Genomic DNA, 14,799 nt, shown 5'->3' on the forward strand with positions numbered 1-14,799 from the left:
TCGGGATCGTCTGCCGGCGCCCTCGAGGAGGAGTCAACGTGGCCCAGCGGTTCCTGCAGCTCACCGAGGTGTCGGAGATCCTCAACATCTCTTCCGCCCAGGCCTACGCCCTGGTGCGGTCGGGCGAGCTGCCGGCGATCAAGATCGGTGGCCGGGGCCAGTGGCGCGTCGAGGCGACCGAGCTCGAGACCTTCATTGAGCGGATGTACGCCGAGACCAAGTCGTTCGTGCAGGCGCACCCCTTCGGCGGCAGCGGCGACGAGTGACGTGACGGCCTCCCGAGGGCCGTCCCGGGCGCCCGCCGGTCCACAGACGCGCGCTCCCGTGCACCTCAGTGGAGCCGGCGCACCGACCCCAGTGACCAGAAGGGCACGAGCAGCCGGCCGGTGACGTTGGCGGCCCGCCGCATCTCGTCCGGAGCGTGCTCGGCCAGCTCGAGGTGGTCGGCCCCCACGACGTCGATCGTGCCGGTCACGACACGGCCGTCGACGTCGGCGAGCTCGACGACGGCACGGTCGCGACTCACCGCCCGGAGCGCCGCCCCCAGCCCGAAGCGCTTGGCGACGACGGACGGCGTCCGGGCGCCCGGGCCCAGACCCGTGATGCCGCGCACCGCGGCCAGCGCGACCAGGCAGGGGCGATCGGGAGCCGTCTCGACCAGGGCCCAGTCCGGACCCACGTCGGTCAGGCGACCGGTGATGAGCCGGCCCGGGAGGCGCAGCCCCACGTGGGTCGCCTCGACGTTGGCGAGCATCCGGGTGTGGACGTCGAGCAGGGCCCGCTCGCGGCGAGTGCGGTCGGCGACCTCCGCCTCGAGCTCGCGGGTCTCGTCGAGCGCCAGCTGGGCCGCGAGGTCGTCGAAAAGTCGGTCCCAGCGCATGCCCTCACCCTTCCTTGCCCGGCGGCTCTCGGCCAGCGGGCCACCTTTCTTGACCAACACCATACTTGACCAAACGCAAGCAAACTGCATTGAATGAAGTCATGTACAGGGGAACGCGCGCAGCAGCACACCACGACAGCAGTCCCGATGGTCTCGGGACTGGTCGCGAGCCTGGTCTCGGGCCGAAGTGGGTCGGCACCTCCTGTCACCCGGCGCTGGGCCTGCCCGGGCGGGCGGCCGACAGCCACGGCCCGCGCCTCCGCGGTGTCGGCCTGGCGGTCCTCGGCCTCGTCGTGTCCCTGATGGCCCTGCGCCTGCTGATGACCATCGCCACGCGCGGCACGGGAGCCCCGTCCGGGGCGGTTCGTCCCGACGACGTGCTGCTCGTGGGCCTGGCCTGGGTGGGGGTGGCCCTCTCGGCCTGGCTCGCCCTGGGTTCGTTCCTCGCCCTGCTGGCCACCCTTCCGGGCGTCACCGGCAGGCTCGCAGGCGCACTGGCCGAGCGCATCACACCGCTGGCGGCGCGCAAGGTCCTGACGCTCGTGCTCGGCGCCTCCGTCGGTTCGGTCGCCCTGCCGCCGGCGCCGGTCTCCGTCGCCGGTTCGGGGCCGCTGTCGGTCACTGCGGCCGAGGCCGGGGCAACAGGACGCGGGCCCACGTCGGCCGACCTCGCGCCGGGTTTCGTGCCCAGCCGAGCACTCGGCGGTGCCGCCCCGCTCCTCGACCCCGGCTTCACCCCGACGAGCGCGACCCCAACCGGCGCGCGCCGCGGCGAGGACGTCCCTTCGGGACCGGCCCGGACGAACCAGCCGACGGGGCCCCGACCCGGCGCCCTCACGCCTGGCTTCATCCCCACCCACGGTGAGCCGAACCGCGACAGCCCTCGCGACGACGAGGGCCCGGGCTACGTCCCGTCGGCCCCGGTCCGGGTGCACGTCGACGACCGCTCGCGCCTGATGGCGCCGCCACCGAGGCCGACGGCCGGCACCCACGACGACGTCACCGTCCGTCGCGGCGACTCGCTGTGGACCGTCGCCGCCCGCCACCTCGGGCCGGGCGCGAGCGACGCGCAGGTCGCCCGCGAGTGGCCGCGGTGGTATGCCGCCAACCGTGACGTGATCGGCGACGACCCCGACCTGATCAAACCGGGCCAGCAGCTGCGGCCGCCGACGGCCCTGGCCGCCCCACCTTCCGTCGACCTGACGGCGTCCGTCCCGGCAGAGCGAGGAGCCCACCGATGAGCAGCGCGTCCCGCACACCAGGCAGCACCCCTGGCAGCACCTCAGCTGGCAGCTGCGTCAGCACCTCGACCAGCACCTCTCCCGATGCCGGCCCGCCCGCACCCGGAGGTTTCGTCGTGCGTCGCATCCCGCAGACCGCACCACGGGTGATCAGCGCCGACGAGGCCTGGCACGGAGAGCAGCCGTACGCCCAGGACGCCCTGGCCCTCGACTTCTTCGGCGCGCGCGGCGACGAGGACTTCGGGCGCCAGCCCACTCGCAGCAGCCTGCTTCCCGACCCGGCGCTCGTCGTGGGTCGCCTGGCGCAGGCCGTCATCGAGGTCGTCTCCGGTCAGCGGCCGGCGCCCCAGCTGATCCGTCACACGGCGCCCACCGTCTACTCGGTCATCGCGCGACAGGCGATGGTGGCGGCCCGACGTCGGACGCCCGGACCACAGCGCGCGGCGGTCGTGCGACGGGTCCGGGTGTGCGAGCCGGCCGACGGCATCGTCGAAGCCTGCGCCGTCGTCGTGTCGCACGGGCGGGTCCGCGCCCTCGCGCTGCGGCTCGAAGGACTCGACGGCCGGTGGCTGCTCACGGCGCTCACCATCGGGTGAGGGGGAGGGGCGCCCCGCCGCCCCTCCCCCGCCATCGAGAAAGCGATCCGTCCGGGTGGACGGATCGCTTTCTCGATGCATTGATCGCGGGCATCGGGCCGAGGGCCGACGGCGGCATGGTCAGCGACGCTTGCGCTTGACCTTCTTGCCGCGACGGTCGGCCTGGCGCTCGACGGTCTGCTGACCGCCCGACTCGACGGCCCGTCCGTCCTCGCCGGGGGCCGTGTAGCGAAGGGCACCCGCACGCTGCCCGTCGGTGTCGAGGTCGACCCCCGACACGCGGACGCCGGCGCCCGCACCGAAGGCTCGACTGCCGTTGGATCCGGCGGCCTCGTCGTCGGGCGCGGTGCCGGTGGCGTCGTCGGGCACCGGGGAGGCTGCGAGGCCACTGACGAGATCGCCGACCGACATGGGGGCCGCACCGACCGGCGTCGCGGGCGCCTCGGGCACCTGGACCTCCACGGAGAACAGGTGCGAGACCGACTCCTCCTTGATCGCCTCCATCATCGCCTCGAAGAGCTGGTAGCCCTCGCGCTGGTACTCGATGAGCGGGTCGCGCTGGGCCATCGCCCGCAGGCCGATGCCCTCCTGCAGGTAGTCCATCTCGTAGAGGTGCTCGCGCCACTTGCGGTCGAGCACCGACAGGACGACACGGCGCTCGACCTCGCGCATGGTCTCCGAGCCGAGGGTCTCCTCGCGCTGGTCGTAGGCGTGGTGGGCGTCGGACATCAGCTGCTCGCGCAGCAGGTCGGCGGTGACGGCCTGGCGGCCACCGGCCATGTCCTCGACCTCGTCGATGGTCAGCGACACCGGGAAGACCTGACGCATGGCCTCCCACAGCTTCTCGAGGTCCCAGTCGGCGGCGAAGCCCTCGCCCGTGGCCGCGTCGACGTAGGAGTTCACGACGTCGTTGACGAAGAGCCGCAGCTGCTCGTGGAGGTCCTCACCCTCGAGCACGGCGCGCCGCTCGTCGTAGATGACCTGCCGCTGACGGTTCATGACGTCGTCGTACTTGAGGACGTTCTTGCGGATCTCGTAGTTCTGGGCCTCGACGGCGCCCTGGGCCTTCTGGATCGAGTTCGTCACCATCTTGGACTCGATCGGCACGTCGTCCTCCATGCCGGCGGTCTGCATGAAGCGGTCGACGAGGCCGGCGTTGAACAGGCGCATGAGGTCGTCGTTGAGCGAGAGGTAGAAGCGGGACTCGCCCGGGTCACCCTGACGGCCGGAACGGCCACGCAGCTGGTTGTCGATGCGACGGGACTCGTGACGCTCGGTGCCGAGGACGTAGAGACCACCGAGCGCGGTGACCTCCTCGTGCTCGGCCGCGACGTCGCTCTCGGCCTTGGCGAGGGCCTCGTCCCAAGCGGCCTCGTAGTCCTCGGGCGTCTCGTGCGGGTCGAGGCCCCGCTTCTTCAGCTCGGCCACGGCGCGGAACTCGGAGTTGCCACCGAGCATGATGTCGGTGCCTCGACCGGCCATGTTCGTCGCGACGGTCACGGCACCCTTGCGGCCGGCGTCGGCGACGATCGCCGCCTCGCGCTCGTGCTGCTTGGCGTTGAGGACCTCGTGCCGGATGCCGCGCTTCTTCAGCTGCTGCGAGAGGTACTCGCTCTTCTCGACCGACACCGTGCCGACGAGCACGGGCTGGCCGACGCCGTGCTTCTCGGCGATGTCGTCGACGACGGCGTCGTACTTGGCCACCTCGGTGCGGTAGACGAGGTCGGCCTGGTCCTTGCGGATCATCGGGCGGTTCGTGGGGATCGGGATGACGCCGAGCTTGTAGATCGAGTTGAGCTCGGCGGCCTCGGTCTGGGCGGTGCCCGTCATGCCGGAGAGCTTGTCGTACATGCGGAAGTAGTTCTGCAGGGTGATCGTGGCGAGCGTCTGGTTCTCGTTCTTGATCTCGACGCCCTCCTTCGCTTCGATCGCCTGGTGCATGCCCTCGTTGTAGCGGCGGCCGGGCAGCATGCGGCCGGTGTGCTCGTCGACGATGAGGATCTCGCCGTTCATGACGACGTAGTCCTTGTCCTTCTTGAACAGCTCCTTGGCCTTGATGGAGTTGTTGAGGTAGCCGATGAGCGGCGTGTTGACCGTGTCGTAGAGGTTGTCGATGCCGAGGAGGTCCTCGACGCGGGCGATGCCCGACTCGAGCACGCCGACGGTGCGCTTCTTCTCGTCGACCTCGTAGTCGCCGCGCCCGTCCTCGCCGCGGTTGAGGCGCGCTGCGATGCGGGCGAACTCGACGTACCACTTCGTCGCGAGGTCGGCCGGGCCGGAGATGATGAGCGGCGTGCGGGCCTCGTCGATGAGGATCGAGTCGACCTCGTCGACGATGCAGAAGTTGTGGCCGCGCTGGACGAGCTCGGACGGGTCCCACGCCATGTTGTCGCGCAGGTAGTCGAAGCCGAACTCGTTGTTGGTGCCGTAGGTGATGTCCTTGGCGTACTCGGCCCGCCGCTGCTCGGGCGTCATCTGGCTCAGGATGCAGCCGGTCTCCATGCCGAGGGCGCGGTGCACGCGGCCCATCAGCTCGGACTGGTACTCGGCGAGGAAGTCGTTGACGGTGATGACGTGGACGCCCTTGCCCGAGAGCGCGTTGAGGTAGCTGGGAAGGGTCGCGACGAGGGTCTTGCCCTCACCGGTCTTCATCTCGGCGACGTTGCCCTGGTGAAGGGCGGCGCCGCCCATGAGCTGCACGTCGAAGTGCCGTTTGCCCAGCGTGCGCTTGCTCGCCTCACGCACGGCTGCGAAGGCCTCCGGCAGGAGCATGTCGAGGGTCTCGCCGTTGTCGAGGCGCTCGCGGAAACCCTTGGTCTCGTCGCGCAGCTCCTCGTCGGTGAGCTTCTCGAAGTCGGCCTCGAGGGCGTTGACCTGCTTGGCGATGCCCTGGAGCTTCTTCAGGGTCCGGCCTTCGCCGGCGCGAAGCAGCTTCTCGATGACGGCCATCTGGTGATCTCACTCCCGACTGAACGTGTGGACTCGCCCGGTGGGCGGGCTCCATCGCCCGTGATGGGTCACGGGACCCGCCTAGGCTAGCCGCCTTCCCGACGGAACGACCAACGCACCGGCCGACGCTGGGGTTCCGCGCCGACGGCGGAGGACCGGTGCACGCTCAGGCGGCCGCGAGATCGATGCTCGACAGCCCGAGCCAGGCAGCCATCGACTCGAGGTTGGCCACCAGCGCGGGGCGCGCCTCGGCTGGTGCACCGGGCTCCCAGGTGACCCGGTGGCAGCGCAGCACGCCGGCCGCCCGGTCGGCCTTGAGGTCGCAGCGCGCCACCAGCGCGTCACCGAAGAGGAACGGCAGCACGTAGTAGCCGTGCACCCTCCTGTGGGCCGGCGTGTAGATCTCGATGCGGTAGTGGAAGTCCCACAGCGCGAGGATGCGTTCGCGCTGCCACACCAGGGAGTCGAACGGGCTGAGCAGCGCCTCGGCGTGGACCCGACGGGGCAGGCGGGCGTCGGCGTGCAACCAGGCCGGCTTCCAGCCGGGCACCGTCACCGGCACCAGCTCGCCGTCGGAGACGAGCCGCTCGATCGCGGGGCGAGCCTCCTCGCGCCGGATGCGGAAGTAGTCGGCGAGGCACAGCTCGGTGCCGACGCCGTGCGCCCGCGCGGCGATGCGTACGAGCTCCACGAAACGCTCGGGGTCGGCAGGCGGGCCGGGCCGGTCGGTCCACGCCGAGCGCAGGACCGGAGGGGCCGTGGCCTCGAGAGCGGCGTAGCGCCGTTCGAAGGCGGTGGTGCGCCCTGCGGAGCTGATGCGGCCGGCCCAGAAGAGGTACTCGAGAGCCTGCTTGACCTCGGACCAGTTCCACCCCCAGTTGCCGCTGGTGCGCGGCTGGTCGTGCGCCAGCGCGACCTCGACCTCGCGCGCCGTCATCGGCCCGCGCGCCTCGACCTCGGCCTGCACGACGTCGACGAAACCGGGCCGCTCCTGCAGGATGCGGCGCATTCCACCCCACGCCTTCTCGGCGGCGGCGCGCATGCGGAAGTCGAGCAGCGGCCAGGTCGAGGGCGGGACGAGGCTCGCCTCATGGGCCCAGTACTCGACCAGCCGGCGCGGCGCCCGGTCGCGCGCTCGGTCGAGCAGGGTCGTGTCGTAGGGGCCGAGCCGGGCGAAGAGCGGGAGGTACTGGCTGCGGGCCAGCACGTTGACGCTGTCGATCTGGATGACCCCGACGCGGTCGATGACCCGCTGGACGTGTCGCATCGTCGCCGTGAACGGTGCCGGGCGCGGGTCGAGGAAGCCCTGGGCCGCGATGGCGACGCGGCGCGCCTGGGCTCGCGTCATCGCGCGGGTGGCCACGGTCATGCGGTCACCCGCCGCTCACTCCTCGGGGTCGATGAGCCGCTGACGGACGGCATACATGGCGGCTTCCATGCGCGAGTGCATCTGGAGCTTGTCGAGGATGTTGCGGATGTGGTTGCGCACGGTGTTCTCGGAGATGAACAGCTCGCCCGCGATCTCTCGGTTGAGCCTCCCGCGCGCGACGAGCTTGAGGATCTCGAGCTCGCGGTCGGTCAGACGCGGCAGCTCGAGCCCGGGGGTGTGCGCGGGGACGGTCTCACGCTGACTGATCTGGGCGAACTCGAGCAGCAGCTTGGAGGCCATCAGCGGTGACAGCAGGGACTGGCCGTTGAAGACGCCGCGTATGCCGGCTGCGACCTCCTCGGGAGGGACGTCCTTGAGCAGGTAGCCGTTGGCGCCGGCGCGGACCGCCTCGAAGAGGTTGGCCTCGTCGTCGGAGCTCGTCAGCATGAGGATGCGGGCCGACGGCACCCGCTGCTTGATGACGCGGCATGCGTCGATGCCGCCGCGCTTGGGCATGCCGACGTCCATGACGATGACGTCGGGGAGCTTCTCCTCCGCCTGGTCGACCGCTTCGACGCCGTCGGCCGCCTCTCCGACGATCTCGATGCCGTCCTCGGTCGCGAGAACGGTCTGCAGTCCCCGTCGGTAGAGCGCATGGTCGTCGACGATGAGGACGCGGATGACGTCAGGGGGCGGGTTCACCCACCCAGTTTGTCAAAGAGTGCCGACACCGCGCTCGAGGAGGTGCGGGACCTGCGCCGGGCGCGGCGTGAGGGGAGCACGGACGGGTCGAGGCGCCTCGCCGGGGGACGCCTCGACCCTGTGGCCGACGGCGGAGGCTCAGCCCGTGGCAGCGACGTCGACGTCGGTCTCGAGGTGCAGCACCCCGTAGCTCCATCCGCGCCGCCGGTAGACCACGCTCGGGCGGTCGGTGTCGGCGTCGTGGAAGAGGAAGAAGTCGTGGCCCACGAGCTCCATCTGGTTGACGGCGTCCTCGAGGGACATGGGGGCCGCGGTGTGGATCTTCTCGCGCACCTCGATGGGTGAGTTGCCGAGCGCGCCGAAGCGCTCGAGGTCGTCGACACCGCCACTGCCGGCAGCGCTGTCCGCCTCGGTGGGGCGGGAGCCGTTGGCTGATGCGTCGATGCGCGCGGTCGCCTGTGCGACCGACTCCGGGATCCGTCGTCCGCGGCTGACCCGCCGCTTGTCGTGCACCCGCCTGAGTCGTTCCATGAGCTTGTCCACGGCCGCGTCGAGGGCGGCGTACTTGTCGTCGAGACAAGCCTCCGCCCGGATCACGGGTCCCTTTGCGTGGCAGGTGATCTCGACCTTCTCGGACCCGCGGGCAACTCGCTCGTGGGTGACGACGACGTCGACACGGTGCACCTTGGGGGCGAGCGCCTGGACCTTGGCCAGTCGTTCGTCGAGCTGCTCACGGAATCGGTCGGGGATCTGGACGTGACGTCCAGTGACGACGATCTCCACAGTTCCTCCTTGATCGCGCACGTCTTCTTCGTGCGCCGCAGTGAGAGTGGTCCGGGCCTCTGGTCACCTAGGACAGGCCCGCGGTCAACGCGGCACCACCTCTTCCGGTCGATCACGTCCCGAGGAGTCGACCGGAAGGCCGCTCCCATGGGGACGGGGGTCCATGACCCGACACTACTTGGGCCCGGCGTCCACAGGGAAGGCATCCGGCGGAACCCGCTGGAACATCACATTCCGCCTTCTCCAACCGGCGCTCGGCATCCCTTCAGGAGCATCACGGAGTCACCCACGAGTGCGCTGCGTGGCTGCCATGGCAGCCCCCACGACCGGTCCCGCACCCGCCTCCCGCAGGGCCCGCGCCGCCTCGGCGAGTGTGGCTCCCGTCGTCACCACGTCGTCGACCAGCAGGCATCGCCGACCGCGAACGACGTTGTGCCACAAAGGTTTCACGGTCAGCGCACCCTTCAGGTTGCCGCGACGTGCTGCTGTGCCGAGTCCCGACTGGTCCTCGACGCGGCGCACGTGCCGGAGTGCCGGCGCGACCCGGAGGACGAGCCCGGCACCGCCCCCTGAGCCACGTCGAGAGTCGGGCCCGTCGGCCCGGCCGACGGCAAGGACCGCCGCCCCACAGAGATCGACGATCGGCGTGTCGCCACGGTGGCGCTCGGCGCGTCGCGACGACGGGGCGGGCACGACGAGCACGGTGCCGCCGACCCACCCGACGCCGTCGAGGGCCCCTGCGATCGACTCCGCCAGCACCGGCTCGAGGACGCGCAGGAGGTCGCGCCGACCTCCGTCCTTCCAGGCCGAGACGACGGCGCGAAGGGGGTCGGCGTAGATGCCCCAGGCATGCACCGGCGGCATCCCGCCCGGCGCGCGGTGCGGCACCACCCACGGGGCACCGCCGACCCGCGCCGGCCCCGGCCCGTCCGACGCCTGCGGTCCCACCGCGCCACGCGCCCCGCCAGGGGCTCCGACACACCCATCCGAGGTCGTACGCGTACGGCCCCGTGGCGGGTCTCCGCGGTCCGAGGGAGCCGACGGTGCGGAGGAGGTCGCGGGCGTTGCGGGGACGACGAAGGCGAGGGCCGCGAGGGCGCGCGCGCAGCGCGCACACCACTCCACGCCTGCGCGCCGGCACCCACCACACTCACGCGGCAGCACCAGGTCGAGCAGCTCGCTCCCCCACACCGCGCCGGCCTGCTGCCCGAGCAGGTCCCGAGCTCTCCGGGCCCACCCGACTGCGACGCGGTGGGTCATCTGCCCCCTCCGTCGACGTGTTCGGTCATGGAGCCAGCCAAGCGGATACACCCCGCTCACGGATCTCCCCGTCCCGCGCTGGGGACGGGAACACGTCACGCCCAAGGGGGTGTGGATGGGCTTCGGCTCGGGCGCGCGCTCAGCCGCCGGGAACGAGCACGTCGCTGCCCTGCTCGATGGGCGGCCAGTTCGAGCCCGCCCGGGCGAGCACTCGGTTGTCGCTCGTGACGATGATGATGCCGCGAGGGCCGCCGACGGACGTGATCGTCACTGCGCCGGGGACCGCGTTGAGGCGGCCCACCTCGCGGCGTGTGCCGTCCACACCGGATCCGATCGTGGCGAGCCACGGCCGCATCGGGTCGCCCGCCCGGACCTGTCCGAGCAGCGCGTAGCTGGTCGGGTCGAGCCAGGTCACGTCCTGGATGCGCGTGAGCGACTGGGCCTGTCGCAACGGCGCAGTCAGCGACTGCGGCTCGCCGTTCGGCGTCCGGACGACCCCGCTCAGGCCGACCTGCTCGTCGATGCCGTTGCGGTCGGTCGTGACGAGCAGCAGTCGCGTGCCGTCGGCAGACATGGACAGCGACCTGACCCGTCGGTCCTTGAGCCAGGGCGTCGCGACGGCCTTCGGGGTCGCTTTCGGGTCGCTCGACACCGCGTCGAGCACGAACACACGGTCGGCGCCCGATTCGTCGACTCCGGCGATCCACAGGTATCCCGGCTGGTCGTACACCGGTCGGATCAGGGCCGTCGCGAAGGGTGGCACCGCACGTGTCGGCTCGGTCGCCCGCCAGATCGAGAGGTCGTTGCGGTCACCCGACACCGCGGCGACCTGCCTGCCGTCGACCGACTGCGCGAGGTTGCGCCACGTGTCGGGGATGCGCCCGACGTCGCCGTCCTTGGGCTTGAGGTCCGGACGCTTAGCCGCCTGGGTGTCGGGGACGTACCGCGGATCGAAGCGCCGGATCGTGTCGCCTCGTCGCAGCAGGGCCGTGTCGAGCGGGGCCTCGGACGCGACGTCATAGCCGAGCTCGGCCGGCGACCCCACCGAGGTGACCCCTCCCGGCAGCTCGAGCGGCGTGTTGTCGACCGACAGGGAGACCGACCCCACGGACGCGACCTGGCTCAGTGTCTTGGTCAGCTGCGCCCACATCGCAGCCCGCGCGGCCGGGTCGGCCGAGAGGGCCTGGCTGCTCAGGTTGACCTGGGCCCGGCCGTTGGAGACGGGCACGGCGTTGACCGCGAGGCTCGTGCCGGCCGGGACCCCGGTGGTGACCGCGCCAGCGAGGTGCGGCGGCAGCGTGCTCAGCTGGGCCCGCGCCAGGGTCGTGGCCAGACGCGACCCGTTCGGGAACCAGCGTGAGTCGGGGACCAGGGTGCGCCCGGTCGGGCTCACGTAGTAGATGAAGCGGTTGGCGAAGACCCGGTTGAACTGGTCGTTGTCGAGCCACAGCCCGAAACCGCTGGTGGGCAGCTCGATCCGCCACTCGCCTCCGACCTTCACCAGACCGAGCATGAGTCGTTCGCGCATCCCCGGTGGCTGCTCGACGTAGCGACCGTCGGGCGTCAGGCGGGCCAGCACGTCGGCGGTGACCTCGACGGAGTCCTCATCGACCTGCCGGAAGGCGAGGTCGCCGTCGTAGACGATCACGTCGGCGTTCGACCAGCGCCACAGGTCCACCGACTGGGGTGCCAGGAAGCTCTTGCCCGTGGCGTGGGTCTCGTCGGCGTCCTCGCCGGCCCGGAGGAAGCCGCGCACGACCGACTCCTGGCTGGCGCCGGCAGCGGGGCCGACCGCGACCACGCGCACCGGCTCGTTGACGACGTCGCCGAGCACCCTCCCCTCGATCACCGGCCCCGTGGTCGGCAGACCGCCACACCCCGCGAGGAGCGTGGCGGCCGCCACGACCAGGGCGACGAGCAGGCGGCGTCTCACGGGGAGCGCTCCACGGTGATGCGTCTCAGGCGCAGCGTGTCGTCGTCGGCACCCTCAGAGGAGGTCGCCCGGGCGGCACGCGCCGACTCGGCGGCGAGCGGGCTCAACGGGAGGGGCGAGCTCGTGATCGTCGCCTCGGCCATGCGCGGGAGAGTCAGACGGAAGCAGGAGCCCTCGCCCCGCGCACCCCACGCCTCGAGGCGACCCGCATGGAGGCGGGCGTCCTCCAGCGCGATGGCGAGACCCAGGCCCGTGCCGCCGGTCGTGCGGGCCCGGGCGGGGTCGGCTCGCCAGAACCGGGTGAACACCAGTGCCGCCTCACCGGGTCTCAGGCCCACGCCGTGGTCACGGACGGTCACCGCGACGGCGGTGTCGTTGTAGCCGATCGTCACCTCCACCGGTTTGCCCTCACCGTGCTCGACGGCGTTCGAGACGAGGTTGCGCAGGATGCGCTCGATGCGGCGCGAGTCCATGTCGGCGACGACGGGTGCGGCCGGGGTGTTGACCACGAGACGGGTGCCCTTTCGGGCAGCGAGGGTGCGGTGGGCGTCGACGGCCCGCTCGACGCACGCGCGCAGGTCGCTCGCCTCGACCTCGAGCACCGCGGCACCGGCGTCGAAGCGGGAGATCTCGAGCAGGTCGCTCAGCAGGGACTCGAAGCGGTCGAGCTCGCCGCGCAGCAGCTCGGCCGAACGGGCCACGGTCGGCTCGAAGTCGCCGCGCGAGTCGTGGATGAGGTCGCCGGCCATGCGGATGGTCGTCAGGGGGGTGCGCAGCTCGTGGGAGACGTCGGAGACGAACCGCTGCTGGACGCGCGAGAGGTTCTCGAGCTGGGCGATCTGCTGCTGGATCGAGGCAGCCATGCCGTTGAACGAGGTGCCGAGTCGCGCGAGGTCGTCCTCGCCCTTGGCCCGCATGCGCTCGTTGAGGTTGCCCTCGGCGAAACGCTCGGCCACGGCTGCGGCGCGTCGCACCGGGTCTGCGACCAGGCGGGTGACGACGAAGGCGATCGCGCCGATCAGCACGATGAGGGCGAAGCCTCCGACGAGGAAGGTGTTGCCGATCGAGCTGATGATCTCGCGCTCGCGGTCCATCGGGTAGATGAAGTAGAGGCCGTAGTTGCCGGCGACGGGGAGCACGACGGTCTGGCCGACGATGACGGCCGAGATGCTGTCGTTGCCTTCGGTGATGGTCGCGACCTGCAGGTGCTGGCGGTCGGTCTGGGCCGCGACCTGCCGGCGCAGCTCGTCGGGGATGAAGCGCAGGCCGACGCTCCCGCTCTCGACGGACCTGACGTTGAAGGGTGACGTGTTGCCGTCGGAGCGGGTCAGCACGACGTAGCGGGTCTCGTTGCCGGCGTCGCGCCGATAGGAGTTGACCAGCGTCGTCGCGAACTGCGTCAGCTTCGCCTCGGTGTCGGTCTGGTCGGTCGAGTCGAACTTGTCCTGGGCGTCCTGCCCGTCGCGCAGGCTGTCCTCGGCCGCGATGCGCTGGCGGCTGTCGACGAGGCTCTGCGCGATGGAGCCGTAGAGGTAGGTGCCGACCGCGGTGAGGACCAGGATGCCCAGCAGCATCGTCACGACGACGACGCGGAACCCGAGGGACGCCCGCCACAGGTGGAGGATGCGCTGCCACCAGCCGCGCAGCGTCGAGCCGGCCCGCGAGGCCAGGCCCGCGAGTCCGCTGGTGGCCGGCCGCTCACTCATCTCAGGAGGGACCCGCCTTGTAGCCGACGCCGCGCACGGTCACGACGATCTCGGGGCGCTCGGGGTCGTGCTCGATCTTGGAGCGCAGCCGCTGGACGTGGACGTTGACCAGGCGGGTGTCGCCGGCGTGGCGGTAGCCCCACACCTGCTCGAGCAGCACCTCGCGGGTGAACACCTGCCAGGGCTTGCGGGCCAGCGCGACGAGCAGGTCGAACTCGAGCGGGGTCAGCGACAGCGCCTGGCCGTCGCGCTTCACGGAGTGGCCGGCGACGTCGATCTCGAGGTCGCCGATCGACAGCTTCTCGGGGGCCGGTTCGTCCCCGCGACGCAGGCGGGCGCGTACGCGTGCGATGAGCTCTTGCGGCTTGAACGGCTTGACGACGTAGTCGTCGGCACCCGACTCCAGACCCACGACGACGTCGACGGTGTCGGTGCGGGCCGTGAGCATGACGATGGGTACGCCGCTCTCCGCGCGGATGCGGCGGCACACCTCCATGCCGTCGAGGCCCGGGAGCATGACGTCGAGGAGCACGAGGTCGGCCCGCGACTCACGGAACGCGCCCAGGGCCTCAGAGCCGTCGGCCACGTGGGTGACCTCGAGCCCCTCGTTGCGCAGCACGATCCCGAGCATCTCGGCGAGCGCGAGGTCGTCGTCGACGACCAGAACCCGACCCTTCACGACACACTCCCTCCCGGGTCCGTGGACCACGGCCCCGTACGTCCTGACCAAATCATCACACACGCACGGCAACGCACCGGCGCACCACGGTGCGCGCGGTCGCCTGCATCATTGCCGGGTCACCCTCGGCTCACCCCTGCGTGATGTACCACTTCCCGGCGATCTTGACGGCCTTGAAGTTCGCGACGACGTCGGCGGCGAGAGCGGGCTCGGTCGTCACGCTCTCGAAGCTGGCGTTGTTGCCGTTGACCGTGGCCCCGTTGATCTGCAGGCCCTCGAAGGCTGCGCCCAGCTCCTTGATCTGGTCGAGCATCGGCGTGATCGACGAGCCACAGGCGGCCGCGGCACCCGGGATGCTCGGGATGGCCTTGCCGCCCGCTGCCATGAGGGAGCACACAGCAGTGCCGTCGCCGGCCACCATGGACCCGAGCCACGACGTCATCGCCGCCTCCGGTGTGGACTGGTCGATGGGGGGCCGGGTCGCCGAGGCCGTCGCCGTGCCCGAGTCGTCGGCCGTGCCGGTCGACATCGAGTCGCTGGGGGTGGTCACGCTCGACGAGGAGCCGGTCGGGGAGGCCGCAGTGGCGGCCGGAGTGGTGGCCGGGGCAGCCCCCTGGTCGGCCGACTTCGAGCAGCCGGCGAGCGTGACGGACAGCGCCAGTGCGAGAGCACCGGGGAGGAGCTTGTTCATGGAGGGTCCC

At 71.3% G+C, this 14,799-nt stretch carries 13 protein-coding genes; 3 read left to right on the forward strand and 10 right to left on the reverse strand.

All coding sequences use genetic code 11. The features are described from left to right. Positions 1–38 precede the first annotated feature (38 nt). Positions 39–266, forward strand: a complete 228-nt coding sequence (locus AB4091_RS11390; RefSeq protein WP_442291856.1) for a helix-turn-helix domain-containing protein — start codon at positions 39–41, stop codon at positions 264–266. A 65-nt stretch (positions 267–331) separates the two neighbouring features. Here AB4091_RS11390 and AB4091_RS11395 read toward each other — a convergent pair whose 3' ends face one another. Further along, complete coding sequence (locus AB4091_RS11395; protein WP_442291857.1) at positions 332–880, reverse strand: hypothetical protein; 549 nt, start codon at positions 878–880, stop codon at positions 332–334. A gap of 101 nt (positions 881–981) precedes the next feature. Between AB4091_RS11395 and AB4091_RS11400 the strand changes: the two genes are divergently transcribed. Continuing rightward, a complete protein-coding gene (locus tag AB4091_RS11400; protein WP_442291858.1) occupies positions 982–2,121 on the forward strand; it encodes a LysM peptidoglycan-binding domain-containing protein in 1,140 nt (379 codons plus the stop codon). Further along, a complete protein-coding gene (locus AB4091_RS11405) occupies positions 2,118–2,717 on the forward strand; it encodes an Rv3235 family protein (protein ID WP_442291859.1) in 600 nt (199 codons plus the stop codon). Before AB4091_RS11400 ends, AB4091_RS11405 begins: the two co-directional genes overlap by 4 nt. A gap of 120 nt (positions 2,718–2,837) precedes the next feature. Here AB4091_RS11405 and secA read toward each other — a convergent pair whose 3' ends face one another. From secA to AB4091_RS11450, 9 genes are all read right to left on the reverse strand, one after another. Beyond that, positions 2,838–5,666: a preprotein translocase subunit SecA gene (secA, locus tag AB4091_RS11410; protein ID WP_442291860.1), complete on the reverse strand. Its 2,829-nt coding sequence runs from the start codon at positions 5,664–5,666 to the stop codon at positions 2,838–2,840. Between the two features lie 166 nt (positions 5,667–5,832). Then, on the reverse strand, positions 5,833–7,035 hold the full coding sequence (locus tag AB4091_RS11415) for a winged helix-turn-helix domain-containing protein (RefSeq protein ID WP_442291861.1): 1,203 nt from the start codon (positions 7,033–7,035) through the stop codon (positions 5,833–5,835). Between the two features lie 15 nt (positions 7,036–7,050). Continuing rightward, positions 7,051–7,737, reverse strand: coding sequence for a response regulator (locus AB4091_RS11420; protein WP_442291862.1), 687 nt, complete (start codon positions 7,735–7,737; stop codon positions 7,051–7,053). Positions 7,738–7,875: 138 nt separating this feature from the next. Continuing rightward, positions 7,876–8,520 carry a ribosome hibernation-promoting factor, HPF/YfiA family gene (hpf, locus tag AB4091_RS11425; protein WP_442291863.1) on the reverse strand — a complete coding sequence of 215 codons (645 nt, stop codon included), beginning with the start codon at positions 8,518–8,520 and terminating at the stop codon, positions 7,876–7,878. A gap of 282 nt (positions 8,521–8,802) precedes the next feature. Further along, positions 8,803–9,468 carry a ComF family protein gene (locus tag AB4091_RS11430; RefSeq protein WP_442291864.1) on the reverse strand — a complete coding sequence of 222 codons (666 nt, stop codon included), beginning with the start codon at positions 9,466–9,468 and terminating at the stop codon, positions 8,803–8,805. Positions 9,469–9,919: 451 nt separating this feature from the next. Next, positions 9,920–11,713, reverse strand: a complete 1,794-nt coding sequence (locus AB4091_RS11435) for a GerMN domain-containing protein (protein WP_442291865.1) — start codon at positions 11,711–11,713, stop codon at positions 9,920–9,922. Then, entirely contained in the window at positions 11,710–13,419 is a 1,710-nt protein-coding gene (mtrB, locus tag AB4091_RS11440) for an MtrAB system histidine kinase MtrB (protein WP_442291866.1), read from the reverse strand. The genes AB4091_RS11435 and mtrB overlap by 4 nt, the downstream gene beginning before the upstream one ends. 1 nt (position 13,420) lies before the next feature. After that, the gene (gene mtrA / locus AB4091_RS11445) at positions 13,421–14,098 is read right to left on the reverse strand and encodes an MtrAB system response regulator MtrA (RefSeq protein WP_442291867.1); all 678 of its coding nucleotides are present in this window, start codon (positions 14,096–14,098) and stop codon (positions 13,421–13,423) included. Between the two features lie 130 nt (positions 14,099–14,228). Further along, the gene (locus AB4091_RS11450) at positions 14,229–14,789 is read right to left on the reverse strand and encodes a hypothetical protein (protein ID WP_442291868.1); all 561 of its coding nucleotides are present in this window, start codon (positions 14,787–14,789) and stop codon (positions 14,229–14,231) included. Positions 14,790–14,799: the final 10 nt, after the last annotated feature.

This window comes from Terrabacter sp. 2RAF25 (assembly GCF_052115265.1).
Classification (GTDB): Bacteria; Actinomycetota; Actinomycetes; order Actinomycetales; family Dermatophilaceae; genus Terrabacter.

Bases quoted from the DNA above. Each gene is read 5' to 3' on its own strand.
- AB4091_RS11395 (WP_442291857.1), bottom strand. From the start codon at position 880: ATGCGCTGGGACCGACTTTTCGACGACCTCGCGGCCCAGCTGGCGCTC.
- AB4091_RS11400 (WP_442291858.1), top strand. From the start codon at position 982: ATGTACAGGGGAACGCGCGCAGCAGCACACCACGACAGCAGTCCCGAT.
- AB4091_RS11405 (WP_442291859.1), top strand. From the start codon at position 2,118: ATGAGCAGCGCGTCCCGCACACCAGGCAGCACCCCTGGCAGCACCTCA.
- secA (WP_442291860.1), bottom strand. From the start codon at position 5,666: ATGGCCGTCATCGAGAAGCTGCTTCGCGCCGGCGAAGGCCGGACCCTG.
- AB4091_RS11415 (WP_442291861.1), bottom strand. From the start codon at position 7,035: ATGACCGTGGCCACCCGCGCGATGACGCGAGCCCAGGCGCGCCGCGTC.
- mtrB (WP_442291866.1), bottom strand. From the start codon at position 13,419: ATGAGTGAGCGGCCGGCCACCAGCGGACTCGCGGGCCTGGCCTCGCGG.
- AB4091_RS11450 (WP_442291868.1), bottom strand. From the start codon at position 14,789: ATGAACAAGCTCCTCCCCGGTGCTCTCGCACTGGCGCTGTCCGTCACG.